At 44.6% G+C, this 14,282-nt stretch carries 14 protein-coding genes; all 14 read right to left on the bottom strand.

What is annotated here, in order from left to right; all coding sequences use genetic code 11:
• Positions 1-5: 5 nt before the first annotated feature.
• Complete coding sequence (dapG, locus tag CHH58_RS03040; RefSeq protein ID WP_095261994.1) at positions 6-1,217, bottom strand: aspartate kinase; 1,212 nt, start codon at positions 1,215-1,217, stop codon at positions 6-8.
• A gap of 9 nt (positions 1,218-1,226) precedes the next feature.
• Positions 1,227-2,276 carry an aspartate-semialdehyde dehydrogenase gene (locus CHH58_RS03035; protein ID WP_095230197.1) on the bottom strand — a complete coding sequence of 350 codons (1,050 nt, stop codon included), beginning with the start codon at positions 2,274-2,276 and terminating at the stop codon, positions 1,227-1,229.
• A 119-nt stretch (positions 2,277-2,395) separates the two neighbouring features.
• Positions 2,396-2,986, bottom strand: coding sequence for a dipicolinate synthase subunit B (gene dpaB, locus CHH58_RS03030; protein ID WP_095230195.1), 591 nt, complete (start codon positions 2,984-2,986; stop codon positions 2,396-2,398).
• A gap of 14 nt (positions 2,987-3,000) precedes the next feature.
• The gene (gene dpaA, locus CHH58_RS03025; RefSeq protein ID WP_249275018.1) at positions 3,001-3,879 is read right to left on the bottom strand and encodes a dipicolinic acid synthetase subunit A; all 879 of its coding nucleotides are present in this window, start codon (positions 3,877-3,879) and stop codon (positions 3,001-3,003) included.
• A gap of 425 nt (positions 3,880-4,304) precedes the next feature.
• Positions 4,305-4,535: a YlmC/YmxH family sporulation protein gene (locus CHH58_RS03020; RefSeq protein ID WP_038560328.1), complete on the bottom strand. Its 231-nt coding sequence runs from the start codon at positions 4,533-4,535 to the stop codon at positions 4,305-4,307.
• Positions 4,536-4,551: 16 nt separating this feature from the next.
• Positions 4,552-5,766, bottom strand: coding sequence for a M16 family metallopeptidase (locus tag CHH58_RS03015; protein WP_095230388.1), 1,215 nt, complete (start codon positions 5,764-5,766; stop codon positions 4,552-4,554).
• A gap of 40 nt (positions 5,767-5,806) precedes the next feature.
• Positions 5,807-6,760 carry a polysaccharide deacetylase family protein gene (locus CHH58_RS03010; protein WP_249275017.1) on the bottom strand — a complete coding sequence of 318 codons (954 nt, stop codon included), beginning with the start codon at positions 6,758-6,760 and terminating at the stop codon, positions 5,807-5,809.
• A 114-nt stretch (positions 6,761-6,874) separates the two neighbouring features.
• Entirely contained in the window at positions 6,875-9,001 is a 2,127-nt protein-coding gene (locus CHH58_RS03005; protein WP_095230189.1) for a polyribonucleotide nucleotidyltransferase, read from the bottom strand.
• 137 nt (positions 9,002-9,138) lie between these two features.
• Positions 9,139-9,408 carry a 30S ribosomal protein S15 gene (rpsO, locus tag CHH58_RS03000; protein WP_038560317.1) on the bottom strand — a complete coding sequence of 90 codons (270 nt, stop codon included), beginning with the start codon at positions 9,406-9,408 and terminating at the stop codon, positions 9,139-9,141.
• Between the two features lie 138 nt (positions 9,409-9,546).
• Positions 9,547-10,485: a bifunctional riboflavin kinase/FAD synthetase gene (locus CHH58_RS02995; RefSeq protein WP_095230187.1), complete on the bottom strand. Its 939-nt coding sequence runs from the start codon at positions 10,483-10,485 to the stop codon at positions 9,547-9,549.
• Positions 10,472-11,401, bottom strand: a complete 930-nt coding sequence (gene truB / locus CHH58_RS02990; RefSeq protein WP_306452899.1) for a tRNA pseudouridine(55) synthase TruB — start codon at positions 11,399-11,401, stop codon at positions 10,472-10,474. The genes CHH58_RS02995 and truB overlap by 14 nt, the downstream gene beginning before the upstream one ends.
• A gap of 66 nt (positions 11,402-11,467) precedes the next feature.
• Positions 11,468-11,818, bottom strand: coding sequence for a 30S ribosome-binding factor RbfA (rbfA, locus tag CHH58_RS02985; RefSeq protein ID WP_095230183.1), 351 nt, complete (start codon positions 11,816-11,818; stop codon positions 11,468-11,470).
• A 30-nt stretch (positions 11,819-11,848) separates the two neighbouring features.
• Positions 11,849-12,127 carry a DUF503 domain-containing protein gene (locus CHH58_RS02980; RefSeq protein ID WP_038560303.1) on the bottom strand — a complete coding sequence of 93 codons (279 nt, stop codon included), beginning with the start codon at positions 12,125-12,127 and terminating at the stop codon, positions 11,849-11,851.
• Positions 12,124-14,280, bottom strand: a complete 2,157-nt coding sequence (infB, locus tag CHH58_RS02975) for a translation initiation factor IF-2 (RefSeq protein ID WP_095230181.1) — start codon at positions 14,278-14,280, stop codon at positions 12,124-12,126. Before infB ends, CHH58_RS02980 begins: the two co-directional genes overlap by 4 nt.
• Positions 14,281-14,282: the final 2 nt, after the last annotated feature.

Here is a 14,282-nt window from a genome sequence, read left to right as displayed (position 1 = left end):
ATGACTTATAGACTAAGTTCGAATGTTGCATGCAGCGCATTCACTGCTGCTACAAGATCCTTTTCATTAATCAATACCCAGATAGTCGTATGGCTATCTGCTGATTGCAGGATATCGATTTCTTTATCGGTCAATGTTTGGACAATTTTCGCCGTCACTCCAGGTATACCTGTCATACCCGCACCGACGAGAGATACTTTCGCACAGTTATTGATTACCTTCGGCTCCAGACCAAGCTCACGAAGGATATCTTGCGCGAGCATCACCTGCTCGGCAGCAATTGTATAGACGACACCATTTGGAGAAATATTGATAAAGTCCACCGAAATATTTGCTTCGGCCATTGCTTTGAAAACACTGGACTGTGTTTTATAAGCATCCGTATCCGTTTCGATTTTGATCTGAGAAATACCAGCAAGATGTGCGATACCGGTGATAAGCCGATCAGGAATATCCTTGCCTGCAAAATTGTCTCTGGATGACGTCACTAACGTTCCTTCTGATAAAGAACCTGTAGATCTGACACGCATCGGAACCTTTGCCTGCATCGCTATTTCAACAGCACGAGGATGTACCACTTTCGCACCTTGATATGCCAAGTTGCATATTTCTGTATACGTGACAACATCGAGCATACGTGCTTCTTCTACCACGCGCGGATCGGCAGTCATGATGCCTTCTACATCCGTAAAGATGTCGATGTACTCTGCTTGTAGAGCAGCACCGAGAGCAGCAGCAGATGTATCGCTTCCGCCCCGGCCTATTGTAGTGATCTCTCCATTCTCTGTCATACCTTGGAAGCCAGCTACGACGACAACATCATGCGCCTCTAGCTCCTTCCAAATCCGTTCAACTCGCATTTCTTTGATTTTCGCAGCTGTAAAATCTTCATTGGTAATAAAGCCAGCTTGTGCTCCAGTCAATGCTGCAGCTTGGATCCCTTTTGCATTGAGTGCATTTGAAAAGACGACAGAAGAGATGACCTCACCGCAGGATAGCAGCAAGTCCTTCTCCCGTTTAGATATATGCGTCTCACCAGGTACACCAATCAACCCCAGCAAAGAGTCGGTCGCGTATGGATCCGGATGTCTTCCGATTGCCGATACGACGACCACTACTTTATTTCCTGCTTGAAGCGCTGCTTCGATATGTTGTATGGCTTCCGCCTGATTATCCCTAACAGACGTACCGCCGAATTTCTGGACTAACACTTTCATTTCTACACCTCAGACTGTAAGCAAGTTATGTTGGATTAAGCGTTCTGCGATTTGGACGCTATTCCACGCTGCACCTTTCAAAAGGTTATCGGAAACAATCCACAGGTGGAATCCGTTGTCATGATCTGGATCCTTGCGCACTCTTCCTACAAATACTTCTTTTTTGCCAGCAGCAGAAAGCGGTGTTGGGTAGGTCTGCGTACTTGGATCATCCTCAAGCACAATTCCTTCAGCCGCAGCCAGCTTCTCTTGTATTTCTTTAACAGTAAGTCCGCTTTGACCAAGCTCCACATAGACGCTTTCCGCATGGGAAGTGAAAACTGGAAGACGCACACAAGTTGCAGAGACATGAAGATCTTCTGCATGCATAATTTTTTTCGTTTCATTGATCATTTTCATTTCTTCATATGTGTAGCCATTCTCCTGGAACACATCTATTTGCGGCAGCGCATTGAATGCTACTGGGAAGTGACGTTTGTCGCCTTTGACTGGCAGGACACTTGCATCCATGTCCTCGCCGTTCAAGAATTGCTGTGCCTGATCTTTTAATTCGTCAATTGCAACTGCTCCAGCTCCGGATACAGCTTGGTAAGTAGAGACGATGATGCGAGATAGCCCGTAAGCTTCTTTCAGCGGTTCTAATGCTGCAACCATCTGGATTGTGGAGCAATTCGGGTTTGCAATGATTCCTTTATGGAGCTTCAGATCGTCTTCATTTACTTCTGGTACTACTAAAGGTACCTCCGGATCCATCCGGAATGCACTCGTATTATCGACAACTACTGCTCCGCGCTTTGCTGCTTCCGGTGCCAAGGCTTTGGAGACGGAACCGCCTGCAGAGAATAATGCGATATCGACACCTTCAAAGCTTTCCGGTTTGGCTTCCTTCACAGTATAGGTTTTGCCTTTGTAATCTATTTGTTGTCCAGCAGATCTGCTGGAAGATAATAAGGATAGCTCGCTGATCGGAAAATTGCGTTCTGCGAGAGTTTCCAGCATTTTTTGGCCTACAGCGCCTGTCGCGCCTACTACTGCGATATGATAACCTTGCTGTGTCATGAATAACCCTCTCCTCTGTCTAACTAAATGGATACGTATACTGGTTGGTACGCTATTTGATTTTAACGCTAGCACTATTCTATCACAATTTTTCTATCATAGGTTATCGTTTGAGGAGTTTAGGAAAAACGTTGGACCAGCACTGGCTGCAGCTGCTTGTATTGCAATGCGGCTTCAATCGTTTCAGGAAGTTTTGTCATATCAGCAACAAGAGAGTTCGGTTTTTTATAAGGATCGTCTTGTCCGAATGGGATGAAATACATGTATTTCGCTGCCATCAGCCGCATTAGGTTGACCCCATTCAGTCCTAAGGCATCATTCGTGCTAATTCCTAACACGATAGGTTTCTCATTTCGTAAAGTCGCCTTCGTCGCCATTAGTACCGCGCTGTCTGTGAGCGCATTGGCTAGCTTCGACATGCTGTTGCCTGTAAGTGGTGCTATGACCATGCAATCTAAAGGTTCACGAGGTCCTAACGGCTCTGCTTCCGGAATCGTTTTGATTATCTTAGTATTAGTCAGATCACTGATTTTTTGCAGATGATCCTTAGCATCTCCGAAATACGTGTCAGTAAATTGAACCGTGTTGCTGACAATCGGCACCACTTCTGCTCCAAGTTTCACCAACTGTTCGATTTGCGGAAAAATCTCACTGTACGTACAATGAGAGCCTGTAATACCAAAACCGATCCTTTTTCCTGCTAAACTCATATGTTACTCCTCCTTCAGCTGTTGGTTAAAATTTGCTTTATAACGACGGACAATATATTTCCAGCCGTTTTCGGGGCGACAATACCAGGCAGGCTTAATGCATGGATCGCTTCAATGCCTCGTTTTTTCGCATAGTCGAAGTCTACTCCGCCCGGCTTGGAAGCAAGATCGATAATCAGTGTCTGGACAGGCAGCTGTTCAATGATTGCTCTCTTCACTACTAGGGCTGGTATTGTATTGATCAGGATATCAGTATCCTTTACCATTTCCGGAAGACGATCGAGGAAAAAGGCGCGCATTCCCATTTCACTTATTCTGGCAATATCGGCATCGTGAATCGATCCGACTTGCACATTAGCACCAAGTGCATCGAATTTGCTTGCCACACTTATACCGACGCGTCCAAACCCAAGTACAACGACCTTAGAACCATGAATGGTGAAATCAGTATGTTTGATGGCAGTCATAATAGCTCCCTCGGCAGTCGGGATCGAATTATAAATTGCAACGTCATCTCTGTCGAACAAGGAAACAAGACGCAAATTTCGTTTCTCACATAATTCTGTCAGATAGTCATTTGTAATACCTGTGAAAATGACACAATCCTTTGGCAGTTGATCTACCCAGTTTTCAGTGAGCTGAATATTCTTATCAGAGAATACTGTTTCGATCTGTCCATTAGAGCCTACTCCAGGAATCGGAAGGATAACTGCATCAAGACTTTGTGGTTCTATGTCCTCCAATTCCCGCTGGATACCGCCGGTGAAGCTTTGACTGATTTGTTCGAAGCCCACCGCAAATACAGATGCATTCGCACTGCACTGTAAGCTGCGAATCATCTCCAAGTAGCGGGCATCTCCGCCAAGAACAGCGATAGTCAATTCAGTGGTCAAACTCTCACCTCGCTTTAAAGCGTATTTTCTTAGATTTTCATCATTGAGATTAGTTGCTTTCGAGTTATCATATGAGGAATACCGCCAGGAGTGATTGAATTGGGGCATAGCGCAAACACAAAAAGTGGCTGGGACATAACTAAATGACTCATGCTTAATACGATACGAAAATTACCAGAATGGTAAGTTTAATCGCCGCTCCGGAAATACACTGCGCTAGTTAGTCTGAACTAATGCTCTTTCATCCAAAAGACAGAAATAGCGCAGGCAGAATTCGAAGACTCCCGCGGAAAGCGAGTATTCTACCGGAGCGGGATTCTTACTCGTAATTCGAATAAAAAAATCCGCACAATGCAAATTCAATGAAAAATTTGCATTGTGCGGATTTTTATTTGGCCAAAAACACTTTTGTTCTAGCCACTTATTTACGTACGTATCAAAATCATATGTTTTCCGATTGTCTGGATTTCCTCCCAGGCAATTCGATTATCGCTGCCTTCCTTGCGCAACCCGAACCATTTGTAATTCGGTATGAGAAATGCATCGATTTTTCCTGTGACAGGGTTGAACTCTATATCAGTCTGACCAAGCACACCTAAACGTTCGCCATTGTTCACATCAATGATCTCTTTATCACCTATGTCCTTGAAACGCAAAGCAGATCAGCTCCTTTTATTTTGGTGCAACAATCGCTCTTGCCTGTTCCTTACCGAATATCTGCTGGATGACAGCATCGACATCGTCCATCGTCACATTATCAATTTTTTCGATTAATTCATTCAAGGATGGATGCTTGCCGAGCAGCAATTCATTACGGCCATTTCGACTCATTCTGCTGTTCGTACTTTCCAGTCCAAGCATATAATTCCCTTTCAGCTGCTCTTTCGTATTGCGGAACTCTTTGTCAGTGATGCCTTCCGCTTTCAGCTTCTCCAACGTTAGACGGATAGTTTCCTGAAGCTCATCCAGCTGTTCTTTGCCAGTTCCGGCATAGATAGTAAGCATACCGCTGTCCAGGTACGTACTATGGTAGGAATACACAGAATAAGCTAAGCCTTTCTCCTCCCGCACATCCTGGAATAATCTTGAACTCATGCTGCCGCCCAAGACATTGTTCACAACCGTCAGACTGTAGCTTGCCGGATCATCTAGCTCCAGACCCTGATACCCGATTGTTAAATGGGCTTGTTCGGTTTCCTTTGATCGGCTGATTGTATTTGGCGTGAACGGTGGTGCATGAAGCGCTTTATGAGCAGATTCAGCTTGGAAATTACCAAACTGGTCCTCTACAGTCTTGATGAAAGATTCGTCCACATTACCAGCAACAGAAATGACCATTTTCTCCGGCACATAATGCGACTCTTTGTAATTTCTTACAGACTCACTTGTAAAACTCATAAGTGTGCTTTCTGTTCCGAGAATAGGCAAACCGAGCGGATGCTTTCCATAAGCAGCTTCTGCCAGCCAGTCATGGATAATATCATCCGGCGTATCTTCTGCCATCTTGATCTCCTCCAGAACGACCTTCTGCTCCTTCTCGATTTCCTCTTGTAAAAATTGAGATTCAAAGAACATGTCAGCCAACACTTCGAGAGCGAATTCCTTATGTGTATCCAGTACTTTAGCGTAATAGCATGTATACTCTTTAGAGGTAAATGCATTGACCATGCCTCCAATAGCATCGAATGCTTCAGCTAATTCCTTGGCGGAACGATTTTTCGTACCTTTGAAGAACATATGCTCTAAAAAGTGTGACAAACCATTATTCTTCTCTTCTTCATTTCTTGAACCAGTCAAAATCCAAATGCCAATCGTGACAGAACGTACCGATGGCATGTTTTCTACTACAACTCGTAGTCCATTTTTGCAAGTGTGCGTTTGCAGCAAATTTAAATCCTCCCAATCAGCAGTATAACTCGCTGTACCATTATCTTCCTTCATTCAATATCGTATCCAAAGTCGATACACTGTACCCTTTTTCTTTAATAGCTTTTAGCATGTCAGCTAACCCAGCCTCCACAACAGGAGTGGGATGCATCAAAATGAAAGCTCCAGGATGCAGTTTTTCGGTCACGCGTTTCATCATAACAGGAACTGTCGGTTTTTGCCAATCTATGGTATCAACAGACCAAAGAATTGTCTCCATTTCCTGGTCATTGGCAGCCTGAATGGTCCCATCATTAAAGCTCCCGCTAGGCGGTGCAAAATAGACTGGTTTATCACCTGTAATCGCATGGATGATTTCATTCGTCTGGCTTATCTGCTCCGCCGAATCGGTCTTGCTCATTCGACTCATATCTGGATGGTTGTATGCGTGGTTCCCGATGACATGCCCTTCTTCCTTGATCATTTCGACTAGCTGGTTATGCTCTTTCGCCCATTTACCTTCAATAAAGAAATTAGCCTTGGCATTTGCATCCTTCAATGTCTGTAGGATTGCAGGAATATGGTCTTCTCCCCATGAGACATTGATTAATAAGGCAACCTGCTCCTGATCTTCCCTGGCCCGGTATATTGGCGATGCTGGGAGCTCATCCAGTGTTATTTCAGGTTTTACTTCTTTCACTACAAGCAGCTCCCTATCAAATATACCTGCCTTCTTCATCTTTTCCAAAGAAGCGTCGACATCTACCTTGACGCCAGCCTTTCCAGGCACCTTTTTCCATATCTTATCGATTCGCGCATTTTCAGCCGGCTGTTCGACTTCTTTGCGCACCGCTTCTATTTCCTGCCGTAGGTCCTGTTCATCTGCCCGTACTGCTATATCAGAAAAAACTGGATGATGGTTGACAGACTCTGCCTGAAACGGCATATGCCCGCTATCGATGATCAGAAATAGCAGTGTGATAAATACGACCAGGTGAATGATAATCCGGTGCATTCCCATCCCTCCTCTAATCTAGCTTATGAGGGAATGGGACAAGGAAGAACAAGCATAGCATGTTTAACCGTTAAAAAAAGAAACTGGCTAAACCAGTTTCTTCTCTCTTACATATTATTCTGCAGCTTCCTGCTCTTCTTTTTCTTTCTTAGCTTCGACCAATAACTGTTTGTGTGAAAGGTTTACTCGCCCTTGACGGTCGATTTCCTTAACCTTCACTTTCAGTGTATCACCGATCTTAACGACATCTTCCACCTTGCCTACACGTTCTTCAGCAAGCTCAGAGATATGAACCAAGCCGTCTTTTCCTTTGAACAATTCCACGAAGGCACCGAATTTCTCGATTCGCTTCACTGTACCGTCGTAAACTTCACCAACTTCGACTTCGCGTACGATATCGCTGATAATCTGCTTCGCTTGTTCATTCTTCACAGACTCAGTAGAAGAAATGAATACAGTACCGTCTTGTTCAATATCGATCTTGACGCCAGTTTCTTCGATGATCTTATTGATCTGTTTACCGCTTGGTCCGATTACATCGCGGATCTTATCTGGATTAATTGTCATAGTCAGGATCTTAGGAGCATAAGCGGAAAGCTCTTGCTTCGGTTCGCTGATTGTTGACATCATATGACCAAGAATCTCCAGACGGCCTTTACGTGCTTGTGTAAGTGCCTCTTCCAGGATTTCACGGCTTAAGCCTTCGATCTTAATATCCATTTGCAGGGCTGTTACACCTTTTTCAGTACCGGCAACTTTAAAGTCCATATCGCCTAATGCATCTTCCATACCTTGGATATCAGTAAGGATAGTATAATCATCACCAGATGCTACAAGACCCATTGCGATTCCGGCAACTGGGGCTTTGATTGGTACACCCGCAGCCATCATGGCCATTGTGCTGGCACAAATACTAGCCTGTGAAGTTGAGCCGTTCGATTCTAGGATTTCAGATACAAGTCGAATTGTATAAGGGAAATCCTTCTCATCAGGTATAACTTTCTCCAAAGCACGCTCACCAAGTGCACCATGTCCGATTTCACGACGTCCCGGTCCTCTGATTGGTCCAGTCTCTCCGACACTGAAATGCGGGAAGTTATAGTGATGCATGAAACGTTTTGTTTCTTCTGTGTCCAGACCATCTAGAATCTGTACATCGCCAAGTGCGCCTAATGTACAAACACTAAGTGCTTGAGTTTGACCACGTGTGAACAAAGCAGATCCGTGTGTACGAGGAAGTACACCAATCCGGGAAGACAACGGACGGATTTCATCCACTCCGCGTCCATCAGGACGAATCTTGTCCTTCGTGATAGCACGACGAACTTCTTCCTTCACAAGTTTATCAAGGATGCCCTTCACTTGCTTGATTGTAGCTTCATCGGTTTCTTGTTCTTCATAGAACGTTACGATTTCGTTTTTCACTTCACTGATTGCTGCTTCGCGTGCTTTTTTCTCATGCACCTCGATTGCTGCTTTCAGCTGATCATAGCAGCGGCTCTTAACATCTTCAGTCAATTCCTTGTCCAAGTCGAAGAGCTTAACTTCCATCTTTTCTTTACCGACAGCAGCTACGATTTCTTCCTGGAAAGCAACAAGTCGCTTGATCTCTTCGTGACCGTACATAATTGCTTCAAGCATGATGTCTTCTGGCACTTCTTGCGCGCCTGCTTCTACCATGTTGATTGCATCTTTTGTTCCAGCAACAGTCAGGTCGATGTCACTTTTCTCTTGCTGTGCTTTCGTAGGGTTGATGACGAATTCGCCATCGACACGGCCGACTACTACACCAGCGATCGGACCATGGAATGGAATATCGGAAATGCTCAACGCAATGGAAGAACCGATCATTGCAGCAATTTCAGAAGAATAATCCTGATCCACACTCATAACCATGCTGATAACTTGTACATCATTACGGAATCCATCCGGGAATAAAGGACGAATAGGACGGTCGATTAAACGTGAAGCAAGTACTGCTTTCTCACTCGGACGTCCTTCACGTTTGATGAAACCGCCTGGTATTTTACCTACTGCATAGAGTCTTTCTTCGTAGTTTACTGTCAATGGGAAAAACGGTAAGTCCTTCGGTTCCTTCGAACCTGTGACAGTGGATAGTACGGAAGTATCGCCGTACTGGATGAGACAAGCGCCGTTCGCTTGCTTGGCAAGTTCTCCAATTTCGACAGTGAAAGTCTGTCCGGAAATTTCAGTGGAGAACACTTGTTTTTGATCTGCCATGAATAAAGCCCCTCTCATTTATCTTGCATCATGTCTTGTTTGTATTATGCTCCAGACAAGGCATCGTTTATAACACTATGTAGAATAGGTTTTCTCCTATAGAAAAAGCGGGAAAAATTCCCGCTTCTTAGTCAATCTTATCGGCGTAGGCCAAGTTTTTGGATTAGATCACGGTAACGAGTAACATCTTTATCGCGAAGATAGTTTAGCAAGTTACGGCGACGACCAACCATTTTCAATAGTCCACGACGTGAATGGTGATCTTTTTTGTGTGTACGAAGGTGATCATTAAGTGTAGTGATTTCCTCCGTTAAAACAGCGATCTGCACTTCTGGTGAACCAGTGTCAGTGTCATGTGTTTTGTATTCTGCGATAAGTTGATTCTTACGTTCTTTTGTAATAGCCATTTGTTATTCCTCCTGAAAATTCTATTTGTAAACCCCATTCCCCGAGCAATCGCCGGAGCAGCAAATTGCCAAGCGAAGGTTTTCCATAGTCCAGATTACACTTTTTACAGACAGATTGCAAGTCTCTGAGACATGATTCTATGCAAAATATGTGCTAATTTGCTCTTTATCTCGATCCAGCTGCGCAACAAGTGCATCAATTCCATTGAATTTGACTTCTTCCCTAATGAATTTCCGCCAGGAGACAGTCACATCTTCTCCGTAGATTTGCTCATCGAAGTCAAGGATGTGTACCTCCAAATTAGGTACGACTGCATCCTGCTGGAAGGTCGGCTTGAAGCCTAGGTTCGCCATGCCTGCATATGTTTTCCCTTTTACCAGCACCTCTACAGCATAAACACCTACCTTTGGCAGGAAATAATCCTCAGCGATACGGATATTTGCCGTCGGATAACCGATTGTGCGGCCTCTCTGATCACCGGTGATGACTTCACCAGTCAACGTAAGCGGATGACCAAGCAAATCCACGGCATCGGAGATATCACCGTTTGCTACCAGCTGACGAATTTTTGTCGAACTTATTTTTTCTCTCGCACTTTCCACTTTCGCTACCGCCTCATACGTAAAGGTATGCTGCTCAGCAGCTTTCTGAAGGGTATCCGCATTACCTGCACCTTTTTTACCGTATGTGAAATCAAATCCCGATACTAAATGACGAACTGCCAATCCATTGATAAAGCGTTCGATGAAGTTCTCCGGACTAAGACCAGCTAATTCTTTCGTAAAGCCAATCAAATAAAGATAATCGATGCCCATACTTTCCAGAATTGCTTCCTTTTCATGGAGCGGTGTCAGATAATCCTCTCTAGTGTCCGCTTTTCCCAACACAACAGATGGATGCGGATGAAAAGTAATAACAGCACTTTTCAGCTGATTCTTCTGGGCAGCATTTATTGCATGCTTGATTACCTCTTGATGTCCGTGGTGTATGCCATCGAAAAAGCCAATCGCTGCACTTACAGCTGGCATGTCATCCAGTTTCATTGTTTCTGAATAATTTAATTTAATCGTTTGCATCTGTGCCACCTGCTTTCCCTGATACGAATACTCGTTTTGGCTTCAGTAAATGTGGATAGGCAGGGTGTGTCTCATAAATACCGAGAAGCTCATTAGCTTTTTGCACACGGTAGAGATCTGCTTCCGCCGGCCGCGAGAGTCGCTGGCCGTACCTGACCTTTAATTCAATTGCTTCATCTGCCTCGATCAGCGGCATGAATTCAATCGCTTTCGTGACAGGCTGCAGCAATTGTTCCATACTTCCTGCTTCCATTGCCTCTTCCATTTTAGCAAAAGTGACCGTATCCTGTGTACGAAATGCTCCAGCCTGAATCCGTTCCAGACTGCTCATATGAGCCGGGTAGCCAAGAGCCTTGCCTATATCCACACATAATGTCCGAATATAAGTACCTTTCGAACAGCTGACAGTAAATCGAAACACGCTTCCATCTTCGCTTACAGATGCTTTATCCAGAACAATTTCGTGAATCGTCACATGTCGCACCGGACGCTCCACGTGCTCCCCTTTCCGGGCGTATTCATACAGTTTACGGCCGTTTACCTTAACAGCAGAATACATTGGCGGTATCTGTTCTATTTCTCCGGTGAACGCATGTAGTACCTCTTCGATAGCTTGCAAAGAAATCGGTTCAGTGACCGGCTTTTCCTCGATAACCTCACCACTTTTGTCTTCCGTCTCAGTTGCAGTGCCTAGTGTTATCTCAGCCACGTAGGTTTTTGATGTATCTGTCAAATACGGCACGACCTTCGTTGCCTGACCGATACAGAGTGGCAATACACCCTCTACGTCTGGATCCAGCGTACCTGTATGCCCGATCTTTTTTGTCTGTAAAATCTTGCGTGCTTTGAACACACAATCGTGGGAAGTCATCCCCTTCGGTTTCCATAATGCTAGGATCCCATTCAATGCCAGCACCCCTTTTTTTATGTAAAAAAAGAATCCCTTCCTCCCATGAAGGGCGAAGGGATTCTCCGTTGATTCTTATCTATCGGAATCGTTAAGCTCTTTAAGAAGATGCTCGATCCGATTACCTTGTTCAACTGCTTCGTCGAATTCAAATGCAAGCTCCGGTGTTTTACGCAAACGGATGCGTTTGCCGATTTCAGAACGGATGAATCCTTTTGCCTTCGCAAGGCCAAGAAGTGTGTTATGCTTCTGCTTCTCTTCGCCCAGAACGGAAATGTAGACTTTTGCCTGCTGCAGGTCTCCAGTCACTTCAACATCCGTCACTGTTACGAAGCCGACTCGTGGATCTTTAATTTTTCTAGAAATAATGTCACCAAGCTCTTTTTTCATTTGCTCTGCAACACGATTTGCACGTAGTTCACTCATATAATCACCTCATCATCATTCGGAGGGATGCTAAAGCCACTGTTTATCAGTAACTGTTCTCTCGATCTCCGGAAAAGAATCAATCAAAGCAAGCGCCTGGTCCATCACACGTTCAGCACGTACACGATCAGGAGAAGTCGTCACCAGCTCAAAGCATGTGCGCTGCCATAAATCATGGTAGTCAGCTTCGCTGATGCTGATATTGAAGGACCCTCCAATTCGCGTCGTGATCCGTTTGACAACTGAACGCTTATCCTTGAGAGAGTGCGCGTCATAGATCATACATTCTACAACGGCAGCCAGAATCATTTTCTTTCGATTTCTTCCATTACATATGCTTCAAAGACGTCGCCCTCTTTAAGATCATGGAAGTTATTCAAAGTGATTCCACACTCATAGTTTGTAGCAACTTCACGTACATCATCCTTAAAACGTTTCAAGGAATCAATTTCGTCCTCCACAATAACAACACCATCACGGATAACACGGATGGAAGCATCACGTGTGATTTTACCTTCCGTTACATAGCTTCCGGCAATCGTACCGATACGGGATACTTTGATAATTTGACGAACCTCCGCTTGTCCGATGACTTTCTCTTCGAACTCAGGATCAAGCATCCCTTTCATTGCGGATTCGATTTCCTCGATTACTTTGTAGATAATGCGATGCTGACGGATATCGACGTTTTCAGATTCCGCTGCTTTTTTCGCATTAACATCCGGACGAACGTTAAAACCGATGATGATCGCGTTTGAAGCAGATGCCAAGATAACATCAGATTCTGTAATTGCACCTACACCAGTGTGAATGATGCGGACTTTTACGCCTTCAACTTCGATTTTCTCTAGGGATGCAGCCATCGCTTCTACGGAACCATGTACATCCGCTTTCACGATTAAGTTGATGTCTTTCACTTCACCTTGTTTGATCTGGTTAAACAGATCCTCAAGGCTGACACGTGCGCCAGTGGAACGGTTTTGTTCTACTTGTTTTTGTTGTCTTGCTTCACCGACTTGGCGAGCTTGTTTCTCGTCTTCGAATACCATGAATTGTTCACCCGCATTTGGTACGACGTTCAATCCTGTAATCTCAACTGGCGTGGATGGAGGAGCTGTTTTCACACGGCGTCCCATATCATTCACCATTGCACGTACACGGCCAAATGCATTACCAACAACAATACTGTCACCGATATTAAGCGTACCATTCTGAACAAGCAATGTCGCAACTGGGCCGCGACCTTTATCCAACTGTGCTTCGATTACAGTACCTTCAGCCGAACGGTTCGGGTTCGCTTTCAGTTCTTCAACCTCGGTTACGAGCAAGATCATTTCAAGCAGATCATCTATACCTTCGCGTTTTTTCGCAGATAATTGGACGAAAATTGTGTCGCCGCCCCAATCTTCAGGAATTAGACCATGCTCAGTAAGCTCCTGCATTACTCGGTCTGGATTCGCACCTTCCAAGTCGATTTTGTTTACTGCTATGATGATTGGAACCTCAGCAGCTTTCGCATGGTTGATCGCTTCGACTGTTTGAGGCATAACGCCATCATCAGCAGCTACGACAAGGATTGCGATATCTGTAACTTGTGCACCGCGGGAACGCATGCTTGTGAAAGCCGCGTGACCAGGTGTATCAAGGAATGTAATCTTCTTACCATTTTCTTCGACTTGATACGCACCGATATGCTGCGTGATTCCGCCAGCTTCGCCTTCAGTTACTTTCGTATCACGAATGGAATCAAGAAGAGTTGTTTTACCATGGTCAACGTGTCCCATGATTGTAACAACAGCAGGACGTTCCTGCATGTCTTCCGTTTTATCTTCGATTTTGTAGTTATCTAGATCCGTTACATCAACATCTACTTCTTCTTCAACTTCGACGTCGTATTCTGCACAGATCATTTCAAGAGCATCTTTATCCAATTCCTGGTTCTTCGTTGCCATGACACCTTGAAGGAAGAGCTTCTTAATGATTTCAGTGGACTCCCTGTGAAGTTTTGCTGCCAATTCACTGACAGTCAAAGACCCTTTGAAGGTAATTTTATCTGGAGTCGGCATTTCAGGACGCTTCTGCTGCGGTGCTTTATTCCGGTTATTATTCCGGCCGCCGCGTCTGTTGTTGTTCTGTCCGCCTTTGCCTGGTTTTTTAGCACCATTACGTTGCTGTTGGTTGCGGTTCGGTCCACCGCCGCCACTCTTGCTTTTAGGCTTGTTGTTTTGACCGCTATTATTTGCTGAGTTAGTTGTGTTTGCTGAGTTCCCCGTTTTAATCGCTACTTTCTCGCTACCCGCGCTTTTTGCTGTGAAGCTTTTATCCAGTCTGTCCTTTGCCGTTTCATTAATTGTGGACATATGATTGGATACTTCAATATTCATATCTTTCAATTTCGTGATGATTTCCTTACTGGAAACGTTCTTTTCTTTTGCGTATTCATAAACACGAATCTTTGACATAC

The organism is Terribacillus saccharophilus, from assembly GCF_002272745.1.
Classification (GTDB): Bacteria; Bacillota; Bacilli; order Bacillales; family Amphibacillaceae; genus Terribacillus; species Terribacillus saccharophilus_B.
Note: the sequence above shows the minus strand (reverse complement) of the source record. Positions and strands in the feature narration are given on the sequence as shown.

Excerpts from the sequence above, each read along its gene's own strand:
- dapG (WP_095261994.1), bottom strand. The coding sequence starts at position 1,217 with ATGAAAGTGTTAGTCCAGAAATTCGGCGGTACGTCTGTTAGGGATAAT.
- CHH58_RS03035 (WP_095230197.1), bottom strand. The coding sequence starts at position 2,276 with ATGACACAGCAAGGTTATCATATCGCAGTAGTAGGCGCGACAGGCGCT.
- dpaB (WP_095230195.1), bottom strand. The coding sequence starts at position 2,986 with ATGAGTTTAGCAGGAAAAAGGATCGGTTTTGGTATTACAGGCTCTCAT.
- CHH58_RS03010 (WP_249275017.1), bottom strand. The coding sequence starts at position 6,760 with ATGCACCGGATTATCATTCACCTGGTCGTATTTATCACACTGCTATTT.
- CHH58_RS03005 (WP_095230189.1), bottom strand. The coding sequence starts at position 9,001 with ATGGCAGATCAAAAACAAGTGTTCTCCACTGAAATTTCCGGACAGACT.
- rpsO (WP_038560317.1), bottom strand. The coding sequence starts at position 9,408 with ATGGCTATTACAAAAGAACGTAAGAATCAACTTATCGCAGAATACAAA.
- CHH58_RS02995 (WP_095230187.1), bottom strand. The coding sequence starts at position 10,485 with ATGCAAACGATTAAATTAAATTATTCAGAAACAATGAAACTGGATGAC.
- rbfA (WP_095230183.1), bottom strand. The coding sequence starts at position 11,818 with ATGAGTGAACTACGTGCAAATCGTGTTGCAGAGCAAATGAAAAAAGAG.
- CHH58_RS02980 (WP_038560303.1), bottom strand. The coding sequence starts at position 12,127 with ATGATTCTGGCTGCCGTTGTAGAATGTATGATCTATGACGCGCACTCT.
- infB (WP_095230181.1), bottom strand. The coding sequence starts at position 14,280 with ATGTCAAAGATTCGTGTTTATGAATACGCAAAAGAAAAGAACGTTTCC.